This window comes from Ramlibacter sp. PS3R-8 (assembly GCF_037572435.1).
GTDB lineage: Bacteria > Pseudomonadota > Gammaproteobacteria > Burkholderiales > Burkholderiaceae_C > Ramlibacter.
Genome location: NZ_JBBHGT010000003.1, coordinates 37,254 through 62,977 on the forward strand (window position 1 = coordinate 37,254; position 25,724 = coordinate 62,977).

The following is a 25,724-nucleotide window of genomic DNA, read 5'->3' on the forward strand; positions in this document are numbered from 1 at the left end:
CCGCACCCCGGCATCAAGTCGGCAGCCCGGTGGAAAAATGCGTCGCGAGGTGATCCACGAAAGCCCGCACCCTCGCCGTTCCCTGGTGCCGCGCGGGATACACCGCATGGATGTCGGCGGGCGGCGCCTGCCAGTTCTCCAGCACCTGCCGCAGCCGCCCGCTGCGCAGGTAGCGCGCGATGTCCCACTCGGCGCGCAGCACGAGGCCCAGGCCGGCCAACGCCCAGTTCACTGCGATCTCGCCGTCGTTGGTGGCCAGGTTGCCGCGCACGCGCACGCTCTCCGTGCGCTTGCCCGCGCGCAGCCGCCAGAGCCCGAACGTCTCGTCGCCTTGCCGGATGGCGATGATGTTGTGGCCGGCCAGGTCGTGCGGCGTGCGCGGTGCGCCGTGCCGCTGCAGGTAGGCCGGCGACGCGCACAGCAGCCGCCGGTTGGGCGCCAGCAGGCGCGCGACGACGCGCGCGTCCGGCGGTTCGCCGAAGCGCACGCAGACGTCGAAGGCGTCGTCCGACAGCGGCGGCGGATTGACCGAGAGCTGCAGCTGGACTTCGACTTTCGGGTGGGCCCGGCTGAAGGTGGCGATGGCGGGCGCGACATGCATGCGTCCGAAGCCGAGCGTCGCGTTCACGCGCAGCAGCCCGCTGGGCTCGGAGCGCGCGCCCTGCAGTTCGCGCTCCAGGGCGTCGATCTCGCCGAGGATCCGGCGCGCGTGGGCCAGGTAGGTCTCGCCCTCATGGGTGAGCGCGAGCCGGCGGGTCGTCCGGTGCAGCAGGCTGACGCCCAGGCGCGCTTCCAGCGCGGCCAGCCGCTTGCTGACGGCCGGCGGACTGACCTGCAGTTCCCGCGCCGCGGCGGCCAGGCTGCCGCAGCGCATGAGGACGCTGAAGAATTGCATTTCCTGGGAGGCAGCTGCGTTGGGCACTGGTGAGCGACGTGGAAAGAATCAACCGATTCTGCCGCGATCATGTCGCTATCGCTTTCACGCTCCCGCTGTTAGAGTCCCATGCTGCAGGAGGAGTGCTGCATGTCCAACAGCAAGACGGCCGCGGGTGCCGAGGAGCGAGCCGAGATCGAGGCGGTGCGTGAACGCATCGGCCGCCGCATCAAGGAGCTGAAAAGCTTCAACGTCGCGGGCATCCAGGATCGCTGGGACCAACGACTGGAGAACACCCAGAAGGCCGTCAACAAGCTGGTGGCGGAAGCCGTGGGCTCGGGCAGCGAGCAGTACAAGCAGTACGCCATCCCCCCGCTGGGTGCGGCACTCGACCAGACCTTCGGTGACCGCTACACGCAGGAGGAATTCCACGACGAGGTGCGCAAGGCCCTGGCCGAGGCGGGCACGCGGCTCACCGCGGTGAGCGAGTTGCTCGGCGAGCGGCTCGCCAACCCCGGCAAGCCCGTCAGGCAAGCGGCGCCGCCTGCGCCTGCGCCTGCGGTGTCTCCGGCGGCTGCGGCACCTACGCCCGCACCACCGCCGCCGCCACCGCCACCGCCACCGCCGCCGCCGCCGCCGCCGCCGCCGCCACCGCCACCGCCACCGCCACCGCCACCGCCACCGCCACCGCCACCGCCACCGGCTCCACCACCGCCGCCGCCCCCGCCGCCACCGGCTCCACCACCACCACCGGCACCGGCACCCGCACCCGCACCGGCACCCGCACCGTCCCCGAAGGCGGCGCCTGCGCCTGCCCCAGCCCCCAAACCTGCGCCTGCACCCGCACGTGCACCCGCACCCGCACCCGCACCCGCACCCGCACCCGCACCCGCACCCGCACCCATGGCTCCTTCCTCTCCTGCACCCGCATCCGCAACCTCCGGCCGCACGCCGCGTATCGCCATCCTGTGTCACGACGATGCGGCAGGCCAGGCGGTCACCACGTTCATCGCCGACCTCGGGCTCGAACCCGTGATCGTCCAGCCACCGGCCTCGGCCGCATCGTTCGACGCACTGGAAGGCTTGCGCAACGCCGAATTCGCAGTTGTGCTCCAGCTGGACCGCCAGCTCGAATTGGGCTTCCTGCTGGCCGCGCTCGGCCGCTCCAAGCTGGTCGTGCTGCAGCCGGGCGAGGGCAGCGGCGTGGCCGACCTGCCGCGCCAGCAGATGGACGACGGCGGCCTGTGGCGCTTGATGCTGGCCCGCGAGATGAAGAAAGCCGGCATCGCGGTGGACCTCAACCGCGCGATCTGACGCGGTCCATTGTTTCCCTGCGGGTGAACAATGGCATGAATCCGCAAGCGTTCTTTCCAGCCGCATTCGCCTAGAGTGGCGGCTTGAAAGGATCCCCCATGAAGACGTACAAGATCGCCTGCATCCCGGGCGACGGCATCGGCAAGGAAGTCGTTCCCGCCGGCCAGGAAGTGCTGCAGGCCCTGGCCGCATCCGGCGCCGGCTTCGCTTTCGAATTCACCAGCTTCGGCTGGGGCGGCGACTGGTATCGCGCCCACGGCAAGATGATGCCCGACGACGGCCTCGACGCGCTGCGCGGCCAGGACGCCATCCTCTTCGGCTCCGCCGGCGACCCGCACATCCCCGACCACATCACGCTGTGGGGCCTGCGCCTGAAGATCTGCCAGGGCTTCGACCAGTACGCCAACGTCCGCCCGACGCGCATCCTGCCCGGCATCGACGCGCCGCTGAAGCGCTGCACGCCGAAAGACCTGGACTGGGTGATCGTGCGCGAGAACTCCGAGGGCGAATACGCGGGTGTCGGCGGCCGCGCGCACCAGGGCCACCCGATCGAGGTGGCCACCGACGTCAGCATGATGACGCGCGCCGGTGTCGAGCGAATCATGCGCTTCGCGTTCAAGCTCGCCCAGTCGCGGCCGCGCAAGCTGCTGACCGTGGTGACCAAGTCCAACGCGCAGCGCCACGCCATGGTGATGTGGGACGAAATCGCCGTTCAGGTGAGCAAGGAGTTCCCCGACGTGAAGTGGGACAAGGAACTGGTGGATGCGTGCACGGCCCGCATGGTCAACCGTCCCGCATCGCTGGACACGCTGGTCGCCACCAACCTGCATGCCGACATCCTGAGCGACCTCGCCGCCGCGCTGGCCGGCAGCCTGGGCATCGCGCCCACCGGCAACATCGATCCGGAGCGCCGCTATCCCAGCATGTTCGAGCCGATCCATGGCTCGGCCTTCGACATCATGGGCAAGGGGCTGGCCAACCCGGTGGGCACCTTCTGGAGCTGCGTGATGCTGCTGGAGCACCTGGGCGAGAACGAAGCGGCCGCGCGCCTGATGAAGGCCATCGAGCAGATCACCGCGGACCCGAAGCTGCACACCGGCGACCTCGGCGGAAAGGCGAAGACGGTTGACGTCACGGCGGCAGTGGTTTCCCGGTTGAAGAACCGCTGACCCTCGGTCACCATCCCAGTTCGCCGGGTTGCTGCCTGTGCAACCCGACACCCTGTCGTAGGTCGGGTTGCGGCTGTGCCGCACCCCGACACGCACAACACTCAAGGAGACAAGACATGAAACGCATCCTATCGACGCTGGCCCTGGCCGCGCTGGTCGCCCCCGGCGCGATGGCCCAGGCCGTCACCTGCCCCGACAAGAACGTGAACTACTGGCAGGCCTTTCCACCCGGCGGCGAGTCCGACCTCTCGGCGCGGCACCAGCAGAACGTGCTGAAGAAGAAGTGCCCCAACATCGAGACGATCATCCAGTACAAGGCCGGCGCCGGCGGCGCGCTGATGTGGACGCAGATCAACACGCTGCCCGCCGACGGCGCCAACGTGGTCGGCGTCAACCTGCCGCACATCGTCTTCCAGCCCATCGAAGGCCAGGTCCAGTACAAGACCCAGGACATCACGCCGGTCTTCTGGTTCCACTACACGCCCGACATCCTGGTGGTGCCCTCGCAAAGCCCCATCAAGACGTTCGACGACTTCATCAAGGCGGCCAAGGCGACCCCCGGCAAGCTGAGCCTCGGCGGCTCCGGCCAGAACTCCGCCAACCATGCGGCGCACGAGCGCTTCAACAAGGCGTTCGGCGTGAAGACGATCTACGTCCCGTTCAAGGGGACTGGCGACATGGCCACCTCGGTGATGGGCGCGCAAGTGGATGGCGCGATGACGTACACCGCCTTCGCCATCAACAACAAGGAACGCATCCGCCCGCTGGCCGTCGCGATGGACCGCCGCCATCCGCTGATGCCCGACGTGCCCACCTTCAAGGAGCTCGGGGTCGACTGGGTCGACGGCGCCTATCGCGGCATCGGCGTGCCCAAGGGCACACCGCAGGCCGAGCGCAAGCGGCTGTCGGACCTGTGGCGCGCGCTGAACAACGACGCGGATATGAAGGACCTGGCGGCCAAGAGCGGCTTCGAGCTGGTGAACGTCGGCCTCGAGGAGATGGACGGGTTCATGGCCACCAAGGTCAAGCTGTACACCGAAGGCGCGGCCCTGCTGAATCTCGGCAAGAAATGACGTCATCCCCGCGAATGCGGGGACCCAGGGTTTCCGAAAGCGGCCGCGAGGCCGCTTTTTTTCTGGGCAGCGTCCGACAACCACCTTGCGGGCATCGTCCTAGCATTCCGCCATGAAACCCGCCAAGGTCCCGCGCAGCCCGCGTGTCCTGATCCTCGTCGACTTCATCAATCCCCTGAACTTTCCCGGGGCGGAAAAGCTCGCCAGGCCGGCGCTCGCCGCCGCGCGCGCGACCGCACGCCTGCGGGCCGCGCTCGACCGGCAGAAGGTGGCGGTGGTCTACGCCAACGACAACTACGGCGTGTGGCAGTCGGATTTCCAGAGCCTGGTGGCGCAGTGCTGCGAACGGGACGACACCAGCGGCGAGATCGCGCGGCTGCTGGCGCCGCGGGCCACCGACATCACGCTGCTCAAGCCGCGCCACTCGGCGTTCTACTGCACCGCGCTGGAGCTGCTGCTCGCCGACATGGGTGCGCGCGAGCTGGTCCTGGCGGGGCTGTCGAGCGACATGTGCGTGCAGATGACGGCGGCGGACGCCTTCCTGCGCGGCTATGAGGGCGTGTGGGTGCCGCCGGACTGCACCGCCGCGGAAACGCCGCAGGCCAAGGCGGCGAGCGTGAAGTACATGAAGGATGTGCTGAAGTGCGACGTGCGTGGTTCACGCAACGTCGGGGTGCGCGTTCGCGCAACCCGGCCTGCGAAGACATGACCCGCCGCGCCCCGTAGGCCGGGTTTCGCGCAGCGAACCCCGGCGTCGCGCTACGCGCAAAGCTTCTTGATGTCTTCCGGAATCGGCAGCGCCCTGATCGCCTCCGGCTCGCCTTCCTTGCGGCCGGCAAAGATGCGCACCTCGTCGCATTCCATGATCACGTCCGCGCCGCGAACGCAGCGATAGCGCTGCACGAAGCTCTTGCCGCGCCACTCCGGAATGCTGACTTCGAACACCAGCTCGTCGCCGTAGGTGGCGGTCTTCAGGAAGCGCGAATGCGAATCGACGATCGGCGTGCCGATCACGCCCATCGTCTTTTCGGTTTCGTGCCACGGGGGCACGCCGCATTCGATGAAGAAATGGCGCGACGCGTGGTCGATCCAGCGGTAGAAGTTGGGGAACCAGACGATCCGTGCCGGATCGCAGTGCCCGAACTCCACCCTTACGGCGTAGCTGACGGTCCGGGCCAAGCTCAGTCGCCCTTGATGTTGCGCGCCCGGATCAACGCGCCGTAGCGGATGCTGTCGATCTGCGCGCGTGCGCCGAAGTCCGATGCGCTCATCGGGGCGGGGATCGCGCCGATGGCGTTCATGCGGTCGATGAAGGCTTGGCTGCGCAGCACCTTGTTGATCTCGGTGTTCAGGCGGCCCACCACGGCCGGCGGCGTGCCGCCGGCGGCATAGAAGCCGAACCAGGTGTCGGCGTCGAAGTTCTTCAGGCCGACTTCATCCAGCGTGGGCACATCGGGGAACTGCGGCGAGCGACGCGGGCTGCCCACGGCCAGCAGCTTGAGCTTGCCGGACTTCACGTGCTGCAGGCCGATGCCCGGGTCGAACATGAAATCGATCTGGCCGCCCAGCAGGTCTTGCATCGCGGGCGCGGCGCCGCGATAAGGGATGTGCGTGGCGAACAGGTTGGTCTGCGCCTTCATCATTTCGGCGGCCAGGTGCGGCGAGCTGCCGTTGCCGGGCGACCCGTACGACAGCTTGCCGGGGTTGGCCTTCAGGTAGGCCAGGAATCCCTTGGCGTCCTGCACCGGCACCTTCTGCGGGTTCACTTCCAGGAACACCAGCACGCGCGCGGCGGCAGCGACCGGCACGAGGTCCTTCGTCGGGTCGAACGACATCTTCGCGTACAGGTGCGGATTGATCGCGACCGTGCCGCCCGACGACATCAGCAGCGTGTAGCCATCGGCGGGCTGCTTGGCCACGTAGTCGCCCGCGATGTTGCCGTTGGCGCCTGCGCGGTTCTCCACCACGACCGGCTGGCCGAGCGCCTGCGCCAGCGGCTCCGACACCGCCCGCGCGATCTGGTCGGCAGCCCCACCGGGCGGAAAGCTCACGATGACGCGCACCGGCTTGTTGGGATAGGCCTGCGCGAAGGCCGCGCCGGGCAGGGCGCAGGCGGCAAGGGCGGCGGCCAGCAGGGTGCGACGGCTCGCGCGCCGCAGGGAAGGGGTGGTTGACATCGTTCCGGCTCCTGGCGGGAAAAATGGACGGTGAATCATTGCACGCGGGCGCGCGCATCGTCGGCGGCGGCCAGCCCGCGCGGCTTGCGCATCCACTGGATCGGCACGGCCTTGACGGGGCGCGGCGGCGCGCCGTGCTGCACCAGCGCGGCGTCCAGGGCCTTGCCGCCTTCGTCGGTGAGCGCGGCTTCGCGCGCCGTCCGCACCGCGCGTGCCGCGTCCGCGGCGACGCCGCCCTGGGCGAGATGGCGCAGCACGTGCAGCAGGTTGTCCTTGCCGCGTTCGTTGGTGGAGCCGTAGCCCTTGATCAGGCGGCCGCACAGCGCGATTTCGTGGCCCAGCTCCCAGCCGCGCCGGGTGCCTTGCACCACGCCGTCGAGCCACTCGCCGATCATCTGCTGTTCGACGGCGAAGCGGCTGCCGCGCACGCGCAGCCACTTGAGGCTGGAAAGCGTGCGCAGCGCCAGCATGCCGAACACGCTGTGGGTGCCGATCTTCAACGGCATGGCCCAGGCCTGCTTGCCCCGCGCGATGCGCTTGCGGTCCCAGGCCACCAGCTTGCCGGCCATCGCCGGCGGCAGCAGCGCCGCGAACTCCGGCACGCCGGGCTTGAAGTGGTCATACAGCTTGAGCAAGTCGTCTTCGCCTGCCTTCACTTCGCCTTGCACGCGCTGCCAGCGCGAGGCGCGGCTTTTCAGGTCGGCCACGCGCACGATGTCGTCGAAGGCCATCCACAAGGCCAGCCAGCGCGCCATCTCCTTCGTGGTCGCGTGGCCGCGCTCGCCTTGCGGGTCGGCCTCGCGCTCCGCGGCCAGCACCTGCTGCAGGCGCTGCACGTACAGGTCGGCATAGTCCTGGCCCTGGTATTCCAGCAGGCGGGCATGGCCCAGGCCGAACATCTCCTGCACGGTCTGGGGAAAAGTCCCCGCGTGGCGATGCTGCGGCGGCGACGCCTGCGGCGCCAGCGTCCCTGCGGGCACCGCCGGCGCGAGCACCTGCGCGACGAACTCGGTCTGCTCGCGGCCCTTGGCCACGATGTCGAACGCACGCGCGAAGCCGCGCAGGCTGGCTTCCGCGCCCTTGCCGCCGGCCTTGACCACCGCTTCGTAGTCTTCGCGGCGGAACGGGAACAAGCCGCTGCCGGCCACGGCACCCAGCATCACGGCGCTGACCACCGTGCCGCTTTCCTTCGCGATGGCGGCCATGTCGAAGACCTGGTGCGCACGGCTGAACTGGCGCACGAGCTTGAGCAGGTCCGACGGATCGGTGCGGCCGTCCCCGAGCTGCATGCGCTCCTGGGTGGTCAGCGTGCGGGCCGACGAAGTCAGCACCAGGGTGCGATCCGGCGCGGTCATGCCGTTGCCGATCTGCCGAGCGGTCTCGAGCAGCTCGGACGACACCATCCCGTCCAGCGCACCCGGCACCGGGTTCAGGCTGAACACCGGGCGCTTGCCGCCCAGGTCCTTCATCGGAACCGGGAACACCTCGATGTAGTAGGTGGTGGCGCCGGTGCGCTGGGCGACCCCGGGGATGGATGTGGCCTGGGCGGCATAGCCGGCGTGGCGGGCGATGTCGATCAGCCATTCGGTCAGCACGCCGCCGCCTTCGCCGCCGAGCGCACAGATCAACAGGGAGGTGGGACGGGTTTTCATGCGGTTTGCAGCGCGCGCACGACGGCGCCGCGCAGTGAGTTGACCAGCCGCTCGTGCCACCTGGGGTTCTGCACGACCTCTGCGCGGTAGAAGCTGGGGCACAGCGTGGCGGCATGGGCGTTGGCGCCGCACAGGCCGCAGCCGACGCAGCCGTCGATGACGGTGGCCACCGGATCCACCTTCAGCGGATCGGGGTTGTCCTTCAACGTCAGCGTCGGGCAGCCGGACAGGCGGATGCAGGCGTGGTCGCCGTTGCAGACGTCCTCGTCCACGCCGTACTTCACGCGCACCACGCGCTTGCCCTTCTTCAGCAGGCCCTGGATCCAGGGCTTGATGCGGCGCTGGCGCTCCAGCTGGCATTCGCCCTCGGCGATGATCACCTTCAGGCCGTTGAAGTCGCTGGTGAGGGCGTCGGTCAGCGTGCCGCGCATCTGCTCCACCTCGTAGGTGTTCACGGTGCGCATCCATTGCACGCCCAGTCCCTTCAGCGCGGACTCGATGGTCTGGTTGGTGTGGACAACGCTCGCGGCCTTGTCGTGCGCCGCATCCTTGGTCGCCTCGGAGGGCGTGGAGAGGATCTCCTGCGTGCCGGTGGCGGAGGTGTAGCCGTTCTTGAAGATCAGCAGCACCGCGTCGTCGCCGTTGAACAGCGCGCTCTGCACGCCGGTGAGCAGGCCGTTGTGCCAGAAGCCGCCGTCGCCCATGATGGCCAGCGTGCGCTTCTGCATCATCGGCGACACGCCCGCGCGCGAGGCCAGCGACATGCCGTAGCCCAGGATCGAGTGGCCCATCGAGAAGGGCTCGAACGTGCCGAAGGCGTGGCAGCCGATGTCGGCCGCGATGTGCACGTTGCCGATCTCCTGTTGCGCCAATTTGAGCGCGGAGAACACGGGCCGCTCGGGGCAGCCGATGCAAAAGCCGGGCGGACGCGCGGGCAGCGGTGCGTCCAGGGCTGCGGCTGCGGCCTGCCGGCGGTCGGTGTTGCCGGTGAGCCAGCGCCGCGCCGCGTCGGTCGCGGGGGTGGGCAGGTAGCTGGTGGCGAAGTGCAGCAGCCCATTGGCCAGCACCTCCACGCTGTACTCGCCGCCGGACGGCAGCAGGTCCTTGCCGTGCAACCGGGTCTGGATGTCCCGCCGGCGCAGCAGCGTGGCGATTTCCTGTTCGATGTATTCGGGCTGCCCTTCTTCCACCACCAGCACCGCGCGCTTGCCCACGCAGAATTCGGCCACCTGCTCCGGCACCAGCGGATAGGTGACGTTCAGGCACAGGATCGGGATCTCGGTCTCGCCGAACGCGTCGGCCAGGCCCAATTGCTGCAGGCTGCGGATCAACGCGTTGTACAGGCCGCCCTGCACGATGATGCCCAGGTCCTTCTGCGGACCGTCGAACAATTCGTTGAGCTTCTGCTCCAGGATGTACTTGCGGGCGGCGGGGATGCGCCGTTCGGTCTTCAGCTTTTCCTGGCGGAAAGTCACGGGCGGGTGCGCCAGCTTCATGTAGTCGAAGCCGGAGGGGTTGTCCATCAGGTTGCGCGTCGACACCAGCGGCTTGACGTTGTCCTTGGTCTGGAAGCTGCCGCGCACGTGGCACGCGCGGATGCGCAGTTCCAGGATGGCGGGCATGTTGGAGGTCTCGGAGAGCCGGAAACCTTCTTCCACCATCCGTGCCATCACGGCCAGGTCGGGCCGCGGGTCGAGCAGGCACATGGTCGACTTCAGTGCGTAGGCATGGGTCCGCTCCTGGATGACCGAGGCGCCCTCACCATAGTCCTCGCCCACCACGATCAGCGCGCCGCCCATCACGCCGGGGGAGCTGAGGTTCGACAGCGCATCGGAGGCGACGTTGGTGCCCACGATCGACTTCCAGGTGACCGCGCCGCGCAGCGGGTAATGGATGGAGGCGCCGAGCATCGCCGCCGCCGACGCCTCGTTGGAGCAGGCTTCGACGTGCACGCCCAGCTCGTCCATGTAGCCCTTGGCCTGCACCATCACGTCGAGCAGGTGCGACACCGGCGCCCCCTGGTAGCCGCCGATGTAGGCCACGCCCGATTGCAGCAGCGCCTTGGTGATGGCGAGGATGCCCTCCCCGTGGAACGTGTCGCCCGCGCCCAGGCGCAGCGACTCGATCTCCTTGCCGAACGAAACTTCCAAGCTGTTGTCTCCCGCAGAACCGCGCAGTGTCGCGGATTGCGGCTCATAGCTCAATCCCATGAGCCGACTAAGTTGTATGCATTGCATGCATCCTAAGAATCTTTCCTAGGCGGGCCGGCCCCCCCATTTGCCCTGTTGCCCGCCTGCTGGGTTGGGCACAGAATCGGCCTCCCCAGAACCCCGAGGAGACAAACATGAAGCAGTTACGCGCGCTCGCCGTGCTTGCAACGCTTTGCTGTACCGGCCTTGTCGCAGTGGCGCAGACGCCACCGGCCGAGGAACCCGGGTGGGCCAAGGGGCGACCCAAGGCCAACAGCGACGCCATGCGGATGGCCCCGGTGCCGGCGTTCCCGATTCCGACGGCGGCCGACAAGCTGCCCACCGCCAAGTTCAAGCTGCCGCCCGGCTTCAAGGTGGAGACCTGGGCTTCAGGCATCCTGGACGCCCGCGGCATGCGCCAGGGACCTGGCGGCAACATCTTCGTCAGCTCGCTGTTCGTGGCCAACAAGGTCTACGTGGTGCCCGAGCAAGGCAATCGCCAGGCCAAGGTGATCGTCGACAAGATGCCGCTGGCCACCGGCATCGAATACCACAAGGGCAGCCTGTACCTGGCGACGAACACGAAGATCATGCGCTGGGACAACGTCGATGGCCGCCTGGACAACCTGGGCGAGCCCAAGGTCATCTACGACAAGCTGCCCGGCGGCACCGACCACAGCTGGAAGTACCTGCGCATCAAGAACGACAAGTTGTACTTCGCCATCGGCGCGCCGTGCAACATCTGCGATCCGGGCGACTACGCCAAGATCTACCGCATGAACCTGGACGGCAGCGGCATGGAGACCATCGCCTCGGGCGTGCGCAACACCGTGGGCTTCGACTTCGACCCGAAGACCGGCGACCTCTGGTTCACCGACAACGGCCGCGACTGGTTCAGCGAGGAACTGCCGAACGACGAACTCAATCACGTCAAGACGCCGGGCAAGGAGCATTTCGGCTATCCGTACTGCCACCAGGGCAACCTGCCCGATACCGAATTCGGCTGGGGCAAGTCGTGCGACGACTACGTCAAGCCGGCAGCGTTCCTGGGGCCGCATGCGGGCGCGCTGGGCATGACGTTCTACACCGGCAAGATGTTCCCGAAGAAGTACCAGGGTGCGATGTTCATCGCGCGCCACGGCCCGTGGAACCGGACGAAGAAGTACGCCGACGTCTCGGTGGCCTGGCCTGACGGCAAGGGCGGCGCGCGCGTCGAGCCCTTCATGACCGGCTTCGTCGAGAACAACACCTACCTCGGCCGCCCGGTGGACTTCCTGATGCTCAAGGACGGCTCGCTGCTGGTGAGCGACGACCACGCGGGCGCCATCTACCGCATCAGTTACGGGAAGTGATGACGCGCAGCGCCGCCGGCCTGTTGTCGTGCGCCGCGGCGCTGGCGTTGGTGATGGTTTCTCCGGGCGTCCAGGGGCAGCAGAAGCCCCCTGCCGCCCGGGCTGCGGCCAGCTCACCCAAGGTGGCCGCAGCCCCCGCAGCGGCCAACTACGCCCAGCGCTTTGCCGGGCTGTGCGCGGCTTGCCACGGCGCCAATGGCCGCAGTGACGTCCCGCTGACGCCGGTGCTGGCGGGCCAGCCTTCGCTCTATGCGATCACGCAGCTGTTCCTGTTTCGGGAAGGACGGCGCAGCGACCCCGCCATGACCGCCGTCGCCAAGACCATGACCGACGACGACATGCGCGGCTTTGCCGACTACATCGGGACATTGCCGCCTGTTGCAGCGCCGGCACCCGCGCCGCCCGACGCGGGCCGCATGGCCAAGGGACGGGTGCTGGCGGAGCAGCACAAGTGCACGTTCTGCCACGGGGCGGACCTCGGCGGCGGCCAGCAGGTGCCGCGCATCGGCGGCCAGCACGAGGCCTACCTCAAGGAAAGCCTGCGCGGTTTCCACGCCGGCACGCGGCCGGGGTACACCCAGGCCATGACGGCGGCCGTCAGCCAGATCCCGGTGGCGGACCTGGACACGCTGGCGTATTTCGCGGCGCGCTTCACCGGCCCCGCTGCAGCGCCCGCCGCCAGATAGCGAAAGCATAATCGGCCGGAGCTTCATCCAGCCGATGCATATCAAGGACATCGACCTCAACCTGCTGCGGCTGTTCGACGCGGTCTACCGCACGCGCAACGTCAGCCGCGCGGCGGAACTGCTGGACCTCACGCAGCCTGCCGCCAGCCAGGGCCTGAGCCGGCTGCGCACGCTCGTTCACGATCCGCTGTTCGTGCGCAGCGCGGGCGGCGTCCAGCCCACACCGAAGTCGCAGCGCCTGGCCGAGCCCGTGCGGCAGGCGCTCGCCATGCTGGAACAGGCGCTGGGCGAGACCGCCGGCTTCGAGCCGGCGCAGTCGAGCCGCACCTTCCACATCCACATGAGCGACATCGGCGAAGGGCGCTTCCTGCCGCAGCTGATGGTGGCGCTGCGCGAGCGCGCACCGGGCTTGCGCGTCGAAACGCGTCCGGTGCCGCGCGACGACGTGGGGGAGGCGCTGGACGCCGGCCGCATCGACCTGGCCTTCGGTTTCCTGCCGGGGCTGAAGGACACGCAACAGGTGCGCCTGCTCGGCGACCGCTACGTGGTGCTGCTGCGCGAAAAGCACCCGTTCACGCGCAAGCGGCTGGGCGGCAAGGCGCTGCTGGCCGCGCTGCGCGAGCTGGAATTCGTGGCGGTGCGGTCGCACGCCGACACCTTGCGCATCGTGCAGCAGATGCAGTTGCAGGACCGTTTGCGCCTGGTGACGGAGCACTTCCTGGTGCTGCCGGAGATCGTCAGGGCGACGGACCTCGCGGCCATCATGCCGCGCAATATTGCGCGTGGATTCGGCGGCGGCTATGCCATCGTCGAGCCGGCGTTCCCGCAACGCGACTTCCTGGTGTCGCTGCACTGGAGCCGGCGCTTCGAAGCCGACCCGGCCAGCCGCTGGCTGCGCCAGTTGATCGTGGAGCTGTTCAAGGAGTGACGCTCACGCCGGCCGTGCGCTTGCGCCGCTCGGTGCGCCACTGGCGATAGGCGCACATGGCATCGGCGCCGAGCTTCAGCTCCACGGCCGCGCCCAGTCCGAGCTGCTGGTCGAAGCCGGGCGGCGTGGCGCCGTCCCAGTGGAGCATCGCGAGCGCCAGTTCGAGGGCCGCGATTTTTTCGTCGTCGCCGCCGGGCGTGGCCGAGTCCGGCTGCGCCAGCCTCTTTTGCAGTTCCAGCAAGAGGCGGTGCAGGAAATCGAGTTCCGTGCGGGCGAGGTCGACCTTGGGTGCTTCCATGACGCCAGTGTTGGCGCAGGCGTTCGCCGGTCTTGTCGGAAGGAGGCGGGTCGCCGCTTAGGACAGCCCCGCCGCGCGGCGCAGGTTCAGCGCTCCCGCAGCTTGGCCAGCCGGGCGGCAGCTTCGCGCTTGCCGATGCCGCGCACGGCGGCGATGGCCTCGAGCTGGCGGGCCCGCGGCCGCGATTCGCCATGTTCCCATTTGTAGACCGACTGGCCGGACACGCCGAGCAGGGTCGCAAAGTCCGCAGCGGAAAGGCCGAGCTTCTGGCGCTGCGCGGCAAGCCGCGCCGCGCTGAACCGGCGGGAGGTGCCTTGGTCGTCTTCGGACTCGGCGCTGGCCGGCGCCGCGCGGCCTGCCGATTTGCCGACGCGCTTGAGCTGGCGCTCGAGCTCGTCGATGCGCTTGCGCAGCGCGGCGATATGGCTGCGGTACTGGGCGGACGACTTGCGGATTTCGTCGGTCTGGCTGCGCACTTCCTTGCGCGCGATGCGGGCGATCTCCGTTTTCAGGACGGCTGCAATGTTGGGCATGTGGCGATGGTAGGACCGGCGGCGCGCTCTGGTGGCTGAGCCTGCTGGTCGATCTGCTCCCTCGAAAGCCCATCATAGCCGGGCGCGGCTGCGGCGCCGACTGACACAATTCGCCCATGCCCGACCTCCAGCTCGCCACCATCGACGTCAAGCCCGGCGCGGCGCTGGAGAGCCAGTCGGGTCTGCAGATGCTGCGGCCGCGGATCTACGGCGCCTGGATGCAGCCGGCCGGGCCGAAGCGCGTGGCGGCGATCGTGATGCACCCCACCAGCAACTTCATGGGGCACTACCTCATCGCACCCCTGGCGGCGCGGGGCGTCGCCTGCATGGGACTGAATTCGCGCTACGCCGGCAACGACACGCTGCTGCTGATGGAACGCGTGATCCAGGACCTCGGCGCCGGCGTGCAGTACCTGCGCGCACAGGGTTACGACAAGGTGGTGCTGGTCGGCAATTCCGGCGGCGCGGCACTGGTGTCCTTCTACCAGGCGCAGGCCGAGCGGCTGACCATCGAGCACTTGCCGGACGGCGACGCCGCGGGGCTTTCGCCCGAGGACCTGCCTTGCGTGCAAGGCCTGGCCTTGTGCGCGGCGCACGAGGGCCGCTCCACCCTGATGCGCAACTGGATCGACCCGTCGGTGACCGACGAGCGCGACGCGCTCTCGTGCGACGCGGCGCTGGACATGTACGACGCACGGCATGGACCGCCTTATGGCCGCGACTTCCTGGACCGCTTTCGCGGCGCGCAGCAGGCGCGCTACGAACGCATCGATCGATGGGTGGGGGAGCGGCTGCGCCACCTGCGCAGCCAGTCGGCCGCCGGCAGCGCGCGGGACGAAGTGTTCGTGGTCCACCGCACGCACGCGGATCCGCGCTTCCTGGACCTGTCGCTGGACCCGAACGATCGCCAGGTCGGCAGCGTCTGGGGGCAGGGAGCCACGGGTGCGAGATCGGTCAACTACGCGGCCAGCCAGATGGGCCGCGTGACGTCGCTCGGCGCCTGGCTGTCGCAATGGTCGCCGCGCAGCCATGCGGACGGGCCGACCAACCTGGCGCGCACCTCGGTGCCGGTGCTGCTGTGCACCTACACCGCCGACCAGTCGACTTTTCCCAGCACGCGCGCGGCCTGGCTGGCCGCCGGGGCGGACCGCGTCCAGGACTTGGACATCGTCGGAGGCAATCACTACCTCGCAGGGCAGCCTCGGCTGGTGGAAGAGGTGGCGGACGCGATGGCTGAGTTCATGCTGAAAGCGTGATTTCCTGCTCACATCGGGGGTCGCTTGGGGGCGTGTGTCTGACAAGCCTGTGGGCCTTGTCCTACACGACGGTTCGCGTCCCGCTCCTAGCATGGACTTTCCCTGTTCCAGGAGCGCGCATGAAACCCATTCCAGTCACCCGGCCACCCAAGGTGGCGCTGGGCGCGCTGGACGATGTGCGCAGCGTGTTCTGGCAGTGCTATCGGCACCTCTTTCCACCGCACACCATCGCCGCACAGACGTCCAACGGCAGCGTCGTGATCTCCTGGTCGATCGTCGAGGATCCGCACGCGAAGTACGCGTACGCCGCCCCAGTCATGCTGCGGTTCGACCAGGCGCTGGTGGACACGATGCGGCAAGCCGAACTGCAGCAGCGCGTGAGCATCGCCACCCAGCACGAGCCGGCCCTGCGCCAGGGCCTGCGTGGCTATGACCCCTACACGCGCTTCCCGAACGCGCGCGTGGTGGTCATCGGCTGATTCGCGCCCGGCCGCCCGGCGGATGGCCTTGACGCGGGCCGCGCCGGGCCACTAAATTGAACGAGTGGATAAACCAGGCGTTCAAACCTTCGAAACCGTCACCCCGCGCCGCGAGGGCTTCGTGGAGCGCGGAGGCGTCAAGTCCTGGTACGCCCAGTACGGTGACGAGGGGCCCTGGCTGGCCTTCGCCCCGATCTTCCAGATCGCCCACTCGCACCTGCTGCGCGGCGTGGTCCCCTACCTGTCGCAGCAATACCGGGTGGTGGTGATGGACCTGCGCGGCAACGGCCGATCGGACCGGCCGCGCACGCAGGACCACTACAGTTTCGACCACTACTACGCCGACTTCGTCGCCGTGCTGGACCGGCTGGAGGTTGACCGCGCCGTGGTGGTCGGCATCTCCGCGACGGCGATGACCGCCATCCGGCTGGCCAGCGAGCAGCCGCAGCGCGTCTCGCACCTGGTGCTGGCGGGCGGTTGGGTCGAGCGGCGGCTGGAGAAGCCGGAAGCGGTGCAAGCGTTCCAGGCGAATCTCGCGCGCATGCGCGCCGACTGGCCTGCCTACCTGGACGAGTTCTTCGGCCTGTGCTTTCCGGAGGCGCACTCGACCAAGCCGTTCGAGGACGGGGTGATCGACGGCTCTTGTACCGATGGCGAGGTGGTGGCCATGGGCGTGACCGGCTGGATGGGGCACGACATGCGCTCCGCGGCGGCCACCGTGCGTTGCCCCACGCTGGTGATCCACGGCACGGACGACCGCCGTGTCCCGTATGCGCAAGGCGAACTGGCGGCACGGCTGATTCCGGGCGCGCGCCTGGTGACGGTGGGCGAGGGTGGCCACCTGCTGCCCGCGCGCGACCCCGTCGCTTTCTGCCGCATGCTCGACGAGTTCACCGCGGTGGCGCCGCCCCGTTCGACATGGGTGCGGGCCATGGCGCGCAAGCGCAAAGCCTTGTTCGTCTCCAGCGCCATCGGCCTGGGCCACGTGCAGCGTGACCTGGCCATCGCCCGGGCCATGCGGGCGCAGCAGCCCGACCTGGAGATCGACTGGTTCACCGTGCCGCCGGCATCCACCTACCTCGAACGCGAGGGCGAGCGCCTGCATCCCATCACGGCGCGGCTGGCCAATGAAAGCCGGCACTTCGAAAGTCTGGCGGGAGAGCACGACCTGCAGGCCTTCTTCGCCTTGCGCACCATGGACGAAGTGATGGCGCGCAACTTCATGGTCTTCGCCGAGCTGCTGCGCGAGGAGCACTACGACATCGTCATCGGCGACGAGGCGTGGGAGGTGGACTACCACTTCCACGAGAACCCGGAGCTCAAGCGCCAGCCCTTCGTCTTCCTCACGGATTTCGTCGGTTGCCTGCCGATGGAAGAGGGCAACGAACGCGAGGCCTTCCTTTGCGCCGACCGCAACGCCGACGAGATCGAGCACGTCGCGCGCTATCCGTGGATCCGCGACCGCGCCATCTTCGTGGGCAACGTCGAGGACGTGCCGGACCTGCCCTTCGGCCCCGGCCTGCCGGTGATACGCGACTGGACGCGGCGCAACTTCACCTTCAGCGGCTATGCGCTGCCGTTCGATCCGGCGTCATTGGCCGATACGCAGGCGCTGCGCGCACGGCATGGCTACCGCCGCGACGACAAGCTGGTGATCGCGGCGGTCGGCGGCACCGCGGTGGGTGCGCCGCTGCTGCAGAAGATTGCCGAGACTTTCCCGCTGATGAAGAAGCAGGAGCCGGGTTTGCGGATGGTGCTGGTGGCCGGGCCGCGGGTGCCGCGAGAGAGCCTTCCCGTGCACGAGGGCCTGGACGTGCTGCCCTACGTGCACAACCTGTTCGAGCACCTGGCCTGTGCCGACCTGGCGATGGTGCAGGGCGGCCTGAGCACCTGCATGGAACTCGTGGCGACCCGGCGTCCCTTCCTGAGTTTTCCGCTGGAGCGGCATTTCGAGCAGTGCATCCACGTGCAGAACCGGTTGCACAACTACTGCGCGGATTGCGCGGTGCGGTTCCGGGAAGTGACCGTGCAGGAACTGGCGGAGAAGGCGTTGCAGACGATGCACGCGCCCGTGCGCTACAAGGCGGTGGAGACGGATGGGGCGGTGCGGGCGGCGGAGCAGATTCTCGCGGTGATGGAGAACCGGCATTGGGCGAGTGCTTGAAGCTCCCTCTCCCGCTTGCGGGAGAGGGTTGGGGTGAGGGTGGTGGCGCGCATGCCCCTCACCCCAGCCCTCTCCCCAGAGGGGAGAGGGAGGAAGGCACTACTTCCTCAAAGCCCGCAACACATTCTCCGCCGTCGCCGGCGCATCCATGCGCACCGGCCCATCCCCGCGCGCCGCGGCGGCCGCATCGCGCAGCGCCTCGAACACGCTGATCGCCAGCATGAGCGGCGGCTCGCCGACCGCCTTGCTGCCGCCCACGTTGTCTTCCGGGTTCGCCTCGTGCCAGAACGCCACCTTGAAATGCTCCGGCACGTCGCCGGTGGCAGGAATCTTGTACGTGCTCGGCGCGTGCGTGGCCAGATGGCCCTTCTCGTTCCACACCAGCTGCTCGGTCGTGAGCCAGCCCATGCCCTGCACGAAGCCGCCTTCGATCTGGCCGATGTCGATGGCCGGATTGATGGATCTGCCGACGTCGTGGAGGATGTCCACCTTCAGCACGCGGTTCTCGCCGGTCAGCGTGTCGATCGCCACTTCCGTGCAAGCCGCGCCATAGGAGAAGTAGTAGAACGGCCGCCCCGTGAGCGTGTGCTTGTCGTAGTGGATCTTGGGCGTCTTGTAGAAGCCGTCGCTCCACAGTTGCACGCGCGAGTGGAAGGCATCGTCGACGACCTGCTCGAAACTCATCGCCGCGTCCGGGCCGCTGACCTGCCCGTGCGCGAAGATCACCTGCTCGGGCCGGCACTTCTGCTTGTCGGCCACGTACGCGGCCAGGCGCTGGCGCACTTCCCGCGCGGCGAACTGGGCGGCGCGACCGTTCAGGTCGGTGCCGCTCGACGCCGCGGTCGCACTGGCATTGGGGATCTTGCTGGTGTCGGTGGCGCTGATCCGGACCTTGTCGAACGGCACCCCCAGTTCGTCGGCCACGATCTGGCAGACCTTCGTGTGCAGGCCCTGGCCCATCTCGGTGCCGCCGTGGTTCACGTGCACGCTGCCGTCGGTGTACACATGCACCAGCGCGCCCGCCTGGTTGAAGAAGGTGGCGGTGAAGGAGATGCCGAACTTCACCGGCGTCAGCGCCAGCCCGCGCTTGATCACGGGGCTCTGCGCGTTCCACTTCGCGATGGCGGCGCGGCGCGCGCGGTACTGCGAGGTCTGCTCCAGCTTCGAGACCAGGGGGTCGAGGATGTTGTCCTCCACCGGCATCTGGTAGTGGGTGACGTTGCGATCGGCGATCCCGTAGAAGTTGGCCTTGCGCACGTCGAGCGCATCCTTGCCCAGCGCCCGGGCGATGTCGCCGAGGATCGCCTCGGTCACGATCATCCCCTGCGGCCCGCCGAAACCGCGGAAGGCCGTGTGGCTCTGCACGTTGGTCTTGCAGCGGTACGACACGATCTCCACGTCGCCCAGGAAGTAGGCGTTGTCGACGTGGAAGACCGCCCGGTCCACGACCGGGCCGCTGAGGTCCGCGCTGAAGCCGCAGTTGGCGGCCAGCAGCAGCTTCATGCCCAGGATGCGGCCGCTGTCGTCGAAGCCCACCTCGTAGTCGTAGGCGAACGGGTGCCGCTTGCCGGTGACCATGAAGTCGTCGTCGCGGTCCATCCGCAGCTTCACCGGCCGCCTGAACTTCCTGGCGGCCAACGCGGCCCACACCGCCATGTGGCCGGCCTGCGTTTCCTTGCCGCCGAAGCCGCCGCCCATGCGCCGGCATTCCACCGTGACGGCGTGGTTGTCCAGGCCGAGCGCATGCGCCACCCAGTGCTGCACTTCGGCCGGGTGCTGCGTGCTGGAATAGATCCACCAGTTGTCCTGCTCCAGCGGCAGCGCATACGCCACCTGGCCTTCGAGGTAGAAGTGCTCCTGGCCGCCGACGTCGAAGGCGCCGGACAGCTTGTGCGGCGCCTCGGCGATGCTGCGCTCGGGCTCGCCGCGCCGCACCGTCACCGGCGGCAGCACGAAGCTGCGCGCCTTCACGGCCTCGCGCAGGTCGAGCATGGCCGACAGCGGCGCGATGTCCAGCTGCACCTTGCGCGCGGCACGCCGGGCCTGCATCACGGTGTCGGCCACCACCAGGCCGATCACCTGCCCGATGTGTTCGACCGTGTCCACGGCGAACACGGTCTCGTCGTGCACGAACGTGGCGAGGATGGGGTCGCCGGGGATGTCCTTCGCCAGGACGATCCCCCTGACCCCCGGCATCGTCGACGCCTGCGACGCATCGACGCCGCGCAACTTGCCGTGCGCGACATTGGAGAGGATGGGCGCGGCGTGCAGGGTGCCCTTCACCTCGGCGACGTCGTCGATGTAAGTGGCCCCGCCCGCCACCTGGGCGCGTGCGCTTTCGTGGAAGTGCGAGCTGCCGGTGGCCGGCTTGGCGAGGAATTTCTCGGGCGCGTTCATGGCAGGCTGGCCTCCTCGACGCGGAAGTTTTCCAGGTTGATCTGCTGCACGCCCTGGCTTTCCAGCCAGAAGCGCTGCAGGAGGTTGCCGAGCACCTCGGCGCGGTAGGCGGCGGACGCGCGCATGTCGCTGATCGGCTGGAATTCGGAACGCAGGGCGGCAGCGGCTTGCTGCGCGGCCTCCAGCGTCCAGGCGCGTCCACGCAGCGCGGCTTCGGCCTGCACGGCGCGCGCCGGCGTGGCAGCCACGCCGCCGGCGCCGATGCCGACGTTTTGCACGACACCGTTCTCGATGCGCATCGAGATCACGAGGCAGATGGCGGAGATGTCGTCGTCATAGCGTTTCGAGATCTTGTAGGCACGCACAAAAGCTCCCTCTCCCGCTTGCGGGAGAGGGCCGGGGTGAGGGGTTGTGGGCACCTTGATCCACCCCACCACCTCATCCTGCGCCAGCACGTTCTTTCGATACCCCGTGTAGAACTGCTCCAGCGGCATGTCGCGATGGCCGCGCGCGGACAGCAGCACCACATGCGCGCCCAGTGCGATCAGCAGCGGCATGGAGTCGCCGATCGGCGAACCGTTGGCGACGTTGCCACCGAGCGTGCCCGAGTTGCGCACCGGCAGCCCGGCAAAGCGGTTGGCGAAGGTCTTGAGCTGCGGCCACTGCGCGACCAGTGCCTCGAACGCGTCGGTCAGCGTGACCGCCGCGCCGATGGCCAGGTGCCGGTCGTACGTTTCGACGCGGCGCAGTTCCCGCACGCCGGTGACGTCCAGCACCTGCGCGAACTGCATGTGCAGCTTGGTGACCCACAGGCCGACGTCGGTGCAGCCGGCGACGATCTGCGCCCGCGGATTCGCGGCGCGCAGCGCGAGCAGTTCAGCCAGCGAGGTGGGCGCGAGGTACGCGCCCGATGCGGGCGCCTGCGCGCGCAGCGCAGCGGCCTGGTCCAGCTGTGCCAGGATGGCGCGTTCGTCCACCCTGGCGGCCGGCAAGCGTGCCATCTGCTGCGCAGCGTCCAGGATCGGCCGGTAGCCGGTGCAACGGCACAGGTTGCCCGACAGCTCCTCCTGCGCCAGCTCGCGCGTGACCGCTTCGCCCCGGCAGACGTGGTTCTGGTACATGCCGAACAGGCTCATCACGAAGCCGGGCGTGCAGAAGCCGCATTGGGAGCCGTGGCACCGGACCATCGCCTCCTGGGCCGGGTGCAGCGTGCCGTCGGCGGCAGCCAGGTCCTCCACCGTCCAGAGCGCCATGCCGTCGACGGAATGCGCCAGCCGGATGCAGCTGTTGATGGCCCGGTACTTCAAGGCGCCGTCATCGCGCTCCGCGATGACGACCGTGCACGCGCCGCAATCCCCCTCGCCGCAGCCCTCCTTGGTGCCGGTGCAGCCCAGGTCCTCGCGCAGCACTTCCAGCAGCGTCCGCTCGGGTGGTACATTGCCCAGGCTGACGAGTTCGCCTTGCCGGACAAATCGGATCGTCTTCGATTCCATGCGATTCAGTATCGGTCCATTTGCAGTGAGGTTAGGGGAGACCCGCAGGCTTTGCATACGGCCTGCCTTATGGGCGGGATGCCGGCAAAGGTATGAGAGACCAGCAGCTTTTCGACAAGATAGACCTCCACTTGATCAGGGTCTTGCATACCGTGTTGACCGAACGCAGCGTCTCCAGGGCGGCATTGAAGCTGGGCATGTACCAGCCGGCGGTGTCGGCCTCGCTGAAGCGGCTGCGCGAACTGGCAGGTGATCCGCTGCTGGTGCGCTCGGGCGCCGGGATGGTGCCCACGGATGCCGGGCTTCGCATGGTCGAGCCCAGTGCAAGCATCCTCCGTGCCGCGCAAGTCCTGTTTTCCGATGCCCGCGGCTTCGAGCCGCAGGCCGACGCCACCACCTTCCGCGTCGCCGCCGCCGACTACCTGGATCCGCACTTCCTGCCGCAGCTGGTCTCGCAGGTGAAGTCGCTGGCCCCGCGCAGCCAGATCGAGATCCACCCGCTGACGGCCGCCTCGGACTATCACGCCCAGCTTGCGCAAGGCGAAGTGGATGTGGTGGTCGGCAACTGGCTGAAGCCGCCCGAGGAGCTGCACCTGGGCAAGCTTTTTTCGGACCGGATCGTCTGCATGGTGTCCAGTGAGCATCCGGCGGTGAAGCGCGGCTGGACGCAGGAAGGCTGGCTGGAGGCCGAGCACATCGCGCCGACGCCGACCCATCCCGGTGCGCGCGGCGTCATCGACGAATACCTCGAAGGCCTGGGGCTGGTGCGCAACATCACCGCGCGCTGCCCGCACTTCGGGCTGCTGCCACGCATGGTGGCATCGAGCTTGCTGGTGCTGACGACCGGGCGGCAGTTCTGCGAGCGCTATGCGAGCATGCTGCCCGTGCAGATCCTGGAATGCCCGGTGCCTTTTCCCGACCTCGTCTACTACCAGCTGTGGCACGAGCGGACCCACCAGTCCGCCGCCGGCCGCTGGCTGCGCGAGCGGATCAAGGGCGTCGCGGCCTCGCTGAAACCGGCCTGACCAGGAGACCACGGATTGAGCACCCCGCGGCTGCAGCTCGCCCACATCACCAAGCGCTACCCGTCGGTCGTCGCCAACAGCGACGTGTCGCTGGTGGTCCAGCCCGGCGAGACGCATGCTGTCCTGGGCGAAAACGGCGCAGGCAAGTCGACGCTGATGAAAGTCATCTACGGCTCGGTCAAGCCGGATGAAGGCAGCGTGCTGTTCGACGGCCAGCCGGTGCACATCCGCAATCCGCAGGAAGCGCGGGCGCTGGGCATCAGCATGGTGTTCCAGCACTTCAGCCTGTTCGACACGCTGACGGTGGCGGAGAACGTGTGGCTCGGGCTGGACAAGAGCTTGACGCTGGAACAGGTGACGCACCGCATCACCGCCAAGGCGCGCGAGTACGGGGTGGATGTGGACCCGTCGCGCCCGGTGCACACGCTGTCGGTGGGAGAGATGCAGCGGGTGGAGATCATCCGCGCGCTGCTGACCCATCCCAAGCTGCTGATCCTGGACGAGCCCACCTCGGTGCTCACGCCGCAGGCGGTGGAGAGGCTGTTCGTGGTGCTCCGGAAGCTGGCCAGTGAAGGCTGCAGCATCCTCTACATCAGCCACAAGCTGCACGAAATCCGCGAGCTGTGCACCGCCTGCACGGTAATGCGCGCGGGCAAGGTGACCGGCACCACGGATCCGCGCAGCGAAAGCAATGCCTCGCTGTCGCGCCTGATGATCGGCGCGGAGCCGCCGCAGCTGGAGCACCACGCGCGCACGCCGGGGGAGGTGGTGTTGCGCGTGCAGGGCCTGGTGCTGCAGCGCGAGGACCAGTTCGGGGTCGACCTCGACGGCATCTCCTTCGAGGTGCGCGCCGGCGAGGTTGTCGGCATCGCCGGGGTGTCCGGCAACGGACAGCGCGAGCTGCTGTTCGCGCTGTCCGGCGAAGACCAACGCGCAGCGGCGCCCATGGTGCAGATGGACGGCAAGCCGGTGGGACGCTTCGGCCCGGCGCATCGCCGCCACCTCGGCCTGCATTTCGTGCCCGAGGAACGCCTGGGCCGCGGCGCCGTGCCGGGCCTCGGCCTTGCGCGGAACCTGCTGCTCACGCGCACCGACGCCGTCAGCCGCAGCGGCTGGATCGACACCGGCGCGCTGCGCCGGCAGGCGGCCGCCATCATCCAGCGCTTCAACGTCAAGGCCGGCGGCCCGGACGCCGCCGCCAAGTCGCTGTCCGGCGGCAACTTGCAGAAGTTCATCGTCGGCCGCGAGATCGACGCCAATCCCAGGCTGCTGATCGTGTCGCAGCCGACGTGGGGCGTCGACGTCGGCGCGTCGGCGCAGATCCGCGGCGCCATCCTGGCGCTGCGCGATGCCGGCTGCGCCGTGCTGGTCGTCAGCGAGGAACTGGAGGAGTTGTTCGAGATCAGCGACCGCCTGCACGTGATGGCGAAGGGGCGGCTGTCGCCGTCGGTGGACCGCGCGCGGGCGACGGTGTCGCAGGTTGGCGAGTGGATGAGCGGGTTGTGGAAGGAGGAGGTGCCGCTCGGTGCCCTCGGCGCCCCCACCCCCGCCCTCCCCCAGTGGGGGAGGGAGCAAGTCCTGGAAGGGAAGAATGATCAAGCTTGAAGCAAGGCCGGAGGCGTCGAAGTTCTGGAGCATCGCGTCTCCCATCCTCGCGCTGCTGATCACCGTGGTGCTGGGCTCCGTCCTGTTCGTCGCGCTCGGCAAGGACCCGGTGCAGGCGCTGCGGGTGTTCTTCTGGGAGCCGATCAGTTCCGGCTACCGCTTGGGCGAGCTGATGGTCAAGGCCACGCCGCTGCTGCTGATCGCGTTGGGGCTGGCGGTGTGCTTTCGCTCCAACGTGTGGAACATCGGCGCCGAGGGCCAGTTCGTTATCGGCGCGCTGGTGGCGGGCGGCGTCGCCCTGATGGCCGGCAAGGACAGCAGCCGCCTGATCGTCATCGCGATCCTGCTGGCCGGCGTAGTGGGCGGCATGGCGTGGGCCGGGCTCACCGCGGTGCTGCGCGACAAGTTCAACGCCAACGAGATCCTGGTCAGCCTGATGCTGGTGTATGTTGCCGTGCTGGTCCTGAACTACATGGTGTTCGGGCCCTGGAAGGATCCGCAGGGCTACAACTTCCCGCAGACCAAGACCTTCGAGGCGGTCACGCAGGTGCCGAAACTGATGGCGGGCTCGCGCGTGAACATCGGCGTGTTCATCGCGCTGGCCGGCGTGGCGGCGCTGTGGGTGTTCCTGTTCCGCACCCGCGCCGGGTTCGCGCAGCAGGTCGGCGGCCTGGCGCCGGCAGCGGCGCGGTACGCGGGCTTTTCCTCGCGCAAGGCGCTGTGGACGGCGCTGCTGGTTTCCGGCGGCGCCGCCGGCCTGGCCGGCGCGCTGGAAGTGGCCGGCCCCATCGGCCAGCTCACGCCCTACGTGCCTGCCGGTTACGGCTTCGCGGCGATCATCGTTGCCTTCGTCGGCCGCCTGCACCCCGTCGGCATGGTGTTCTCCGCCATCCTCATGAGCATGTTCTACATCGGCGGCGAGCTGGCGCAGTCGCGCCTCGGCCTGCCCAAGTCGCTGACCGGCGTGTTCCAGGGGCTGCTGCTGTTCACGCTGCTGGCGTGCGACACGCTGATGGCGTATCGCATCCGCTTCACTTCCGGCATGCCCGCGAAGGCTTGA

General features: G+C 68.6%; 24 protein-coding genes. 13 read left to right on the forward strand and 11 right to left on the reverse strand.

All coding sequences use genetic code 11. The features are described from left to right. Positions 1 to 13: 13 nt before the first annotated feature. The 3 genes from WG902_RS11565 to WG902_RS11575 form a co-directional block, all read right to left on the reverse strand. Complete coding sequence (locus WG902_RS11565; protein ID WP_340060234.1) at positions 14 to 895, reverse strand: LysR family transcriptional regulator; 882 nt, start codon at positions 893 to 895, stop codon at positions 14 to 16. 84 nt (positions 896 to 979) lie between these two features. Beyond that, on the reverse strand, positions 980 to 1,408 hold the full coding sequence (locus WG902_RS11570) for a hypothetical protein (RefSeq protein ID WP_340060235.1): 429 nt from the start codon (positions 1,406 to 1,408) through the stop codon (positions 980 to 982). A gap of 49 nt (positions 1,409 to 1,457) precedes the next feature. Beyond that, on the reverse strand, positions 1,458 to 1,775 hold the full coding sequence (locus WG902_RS11575; protein WP_340060236.1) for a hypothetical protein: 318 nt from the start codon (positions 1,773 to 1,775) through the stop codon (positions 1,458 to 1,460). Positions 1,776 to 1,777: 2 nt separating this feature from the next. Between WG902_RS11575 and WG902_RS11580 the strand changes: the two genes are divergently transcribed. The 4 genes from WG902_RS11580 (at position 1,778) to WG902_RS11595 (ending at position 5,139) form a co-directional block, all read left to right on the forward strand. Further along, positions 1,778 to 2,188: a hypothetical protein gene (locus tag WG902_RS11580; protein ID WP_340060237.1), complete on the forward strand. Its 411-nt coding sequence runs from the start codon at positions 1,778 to 1,780 to the stop codon at positions 2,186 to 2,188. Between the two features lie 98 nt (positions 2,189 to 2,286). Continuing rightward, a complete protein-coding gene (locus tag WG902_RS11585; RefSeq protein ID WP_340060238.1) occupies positions 2,287 to 3,357 on the forward strand; it encodes a tartrate dehydrogenase in 1,071 nt (356 codons plus the stop codon). Between the two features lie 116 nt (positions 3,358 to 3,473). Then, positions 3,474 to 4,430, forward strand: coding sequence for a tripartite tricarboxylate transporter substrate binding protein (locus WG902_RS11590; protein ID WP_340060239.1), 957 nt, complete (start codon positions 3,474 to 3,476; stop codon positions 4,428 to 4,430). 112 nt (positions 4,431 to 4,542) lie between these two features. Next, positions 4,543 to 5,139 (forward strand): cysteine hydrolase family protein, encoded by a 597-nt coding sequence (locus WG902_RS11595; RefSeq protein ID WP_340060240.1) that lies wholly within the window; start codon positions 4,543 to 4,545, stop codon positions 5,137 to 5,139. Between the two features lie 50 nt (positions 5,140 to 5,189). Here the strand turns inward: WG902_RS11595 and WG902_RS11600 are convergent, their stop codons facing one another. The 4 genes from WG902_RS11600 to WG902_RS11615 are packed head-to-tail and all read right to left on the reverse strand — an operon-like array spanning position 5,190 to position 10,409. Beyond that, positions 5,190 to 5,609, reverse strand: a complete 420-nt coding sequence (locus WG902_RS11600; RefSeq protein ID WP_340060241.1) for an acyl-CoA thioesterase — start codon at positions 5,607 to 5,609, stop codon at positions 5,190 to 5,192. A 2-nt stretch (positions 5,610 to 5,611) separates the two neighbouring features. After that, positions 5,612 to 6,607 (reverse strand): Bug family tripartite tricarboxylate transporter substrate binding protein, encoded by a 996-nt coding sequence (locus WG902_RS11605; RefSeq protein ID WP_340060242.1) that lies wholly within the window; start codon positions 6,605 to 6,607, stop codon positions 5,612 to 5,614. 35 nt (positions 6,608 to 6,642) lie between these two features. Beyond that, complete coding sequence (locus WG902_RS11610; RefSeq protein ID WP_340060243.1) at positions 6,643 to 8,259, reverse strand: indolepyruvate oxidoreductase subunit beta family protein; 1,617 nt, start codon at positions 8,257 to 8,259, stop codon at positions 6,643 to 6,645. Further along, complete coding sequence (locus tag WG902_RS11615; RefSeq protein WP_340060244.1) at positions 8,256 to 10,409, reverse strand: indolepyruvate ferredoxin oxidoreductase subunit alpha; 2,154 nt, start codon at positions 10,407 to 10,409, stop codon at positions 8,256 to 8,258. Before WG902_RS11615 ends, WG902_RS11610 begins: the two co-directional genes overlap by 4 nt. 194 nt (positions 10,410 to 10,603) lie before the next feature. Between WG902_RS11615 and WG902_RS11620 the strand changes: the two genes are divergently transcribed. Genes WG902_RS11620 through WG902_RS11630 form a run of 3 tightly spaced genes read left to right on the forward strand, consistent with a single transcriptional unit; the run spans position 10,604 to position 13,414 of the window. Beyond that, on the forward strand, positions 10,604 to 11,800 hold the full coding sequence (locus tag WG902_RS11620) for a PQQ-dependent sugar dehydrogenase (RefSeq protein ID WP_340060245.1): 1,197 nt from the start codon (positions 10,604 to 10,606) through the stop codon (positions 11,798 to 11,800). Beyond that, positions 11,800 to 12,486: a c-type cytochrome gene (locus WG902_RS11625; protein ID WP_340060246.1), complete on the forward strand. Its 687-nt coding sequence runs from the start codon at positions 11,800 to 11,802 to the stop codon at positions 12,484 to 12,486. Before WG902_RS11620 ends, WG902_RS11625 begins: the two co-directional genes overlap by 1 nt. A gap of 34 nt (positions 12,487 to 12,520) precedes the next feature. Next, positions 12,521 to 13,414 carry a LysR family transcriptional regulator gene (locus WG902_RS11630; protein WP_340060247.1) on the forward strand — a complete coding sequence of 298 codons (894 nt, stop codon included), beginning with the start codon at positions 12,521 to 12,523 and terminating at the stop codon, positions 13,412 to 13,414. On the opposite strand, the gene WG902_RS11635 is transcribed toward WG902_RS11630, so the two are convergent. Together WG902_RS11635 and WG902_RS11640 are read right to left on the reverse strand one after the other, a co-directional pair. Then, the gene (locus WG902_RS11635; RefSeq protein WP_340060248.1) at positions 13,404 to 13,712 is read right to left on the reverse strand and encodes a hypothetical protein; all 309 of its coding nucleotides are present in this window, start codon (positions 13,710 to 13,712) and stop codon (positions 13,404 to 13,406) included. The two genes, WG902_RS11630 and WG902_RS11635, sit on opposite strands and share 11 nt — an antisense overlap. Before the next feature lie 86 nt (positions 13,713 to 13,798). After that, positions 13,799 to 14,245, reverse strand: coding sequence for a helix-turn-helix domain-containing protein (locus WG902_RS11640; protein ID WP_340060249.1), 447 nt, complete (start codon positions 14,243 to 14,245; stop codon positions 13,799 to 13,801). Between the two features lie 116 nt (positions 14,246 to 14,361). Here WG902_RS11640 and WG902_RS11645 point away from each other — a divergent pair, with 116 nt between their 5' ends. From WG902_RS11645 to WG902_RS11655, 3 genes are all read left to right on the forward strand, one after another. Continuing rightward, complete coding sequence (locus WG902_RS11645) at positions 14,362 to 15,501, forward strand: alpha/beta hydrolase family protein (protein WP_340060250.1); 1,140 nt, start codon at positions 14,362 to 14,364, stop codon at positions 15,499 to 15,501. A gap of 119 nt (positions 15,502 to 15,620) precedes the next feature. After that, on the forward strand, positions 15,621 to 15,980 hold the full coding sequence (locus tag WG902_RS11650; protein ID WP_340060251.1) for a hypothetical protein: 360 nt from the start codon (positions 15,621 to 15,623) through the stop codon (positions 15,978 to 15,980). 64 nt (positions 15,981 to 16,044) lie between these two features. Beyond that, on the forward strand, positions 16,045 to 18,144 hold the full coding sequence (locus WG902_RS11655) for an alpha/beta hydrolase (RefSeq protein WP_340060252.1): 2,100 nt from the start codon (positions 16,045 to 16,047) through the stop codon (positions 18,142 to 18,144). A 99-nt stretch (positions 18,145 to 18,243) separates the two neighbouring features. Here WG902_RS11655 and xdhB read toward each other — a convergent pair whose 3' ends face one another. Both xdhB and xdhA read right to left on the reverse strand, forming a co-directional pair. Beyond that, positions 18,244 to 20,541 (reverse strand): xanthine dehydrogenase molybdopterin binding subunit, encoded by a 2,298-nt coding sequence (xdhB, locus tag WG902_RS11660; RefSeq protein WP_340060253.1) that lies wholly within the window; start codon positions 20,539 to 20,541, stop codon positions 18,244 to 18,246. Then, a complete protein-coding gene (gene xdhA / locus WG902_RS11665) occupies positions 20,538 to 22,034 on the reverse strand; it encodes a xanthine dehydrogenase small subunit (RefSeq protein WP_340060254.1) in 1,497 nt (498 codons plus the stop codon). The genes xdhB and xdhA overlap by 4 nt, the downstream gene beginning before the upstream one ends. A 92-nt stretch (positions 22,035 to 22,126) precedes the next feature. Between xdhA and WG902_RS11670 the strand changes: the two genes are divergently transcribed. From WG902_RS11670 to WG902_RS11680, 3 genes are read left to right on the forward strand one after another with little or no spacing between them, the layout of a single operon-like run. Then, positions 22,127 to 23,059 carry a LysR family transcriptional regulator gene (locus WG902_RS11670; RefSeq protein ID WP_340060255.1) on the forward strand — a complete coding sequence of 311 codons (933 nt, stop codon included), beginning with the start codon at positions 22,127 to 22,129 and terminating at the stop codon, positions 23,057 to 23,059. A gap of 15 nt (positions 23,060 to 23,074) precedes the next feature. Beyond that, a complete protein-coding gene (locus tag WG902_RS11675; RefSeq protein ID WP_340060256.1) occupies positions 23,075 to 24,664 on the forward strand; it encodes an ABC transporter ATP-binding protein in 1,590 nt (529 codons plus the stop codon). Next, on the forward strand, positions 24,651 to 25,724 hold the full coding sequence (locus WG902_RS11680; protein WP_340060257.1) for an ABC transporter permease: 1,074 nt from the start codon (positions 24,651 to 24,653) through the stop codon (positions 25,722 to 25,724). Before WG902_RS11675 ends, WG902_RS11680 begins: the two co-directional genes overlap by 14 nt.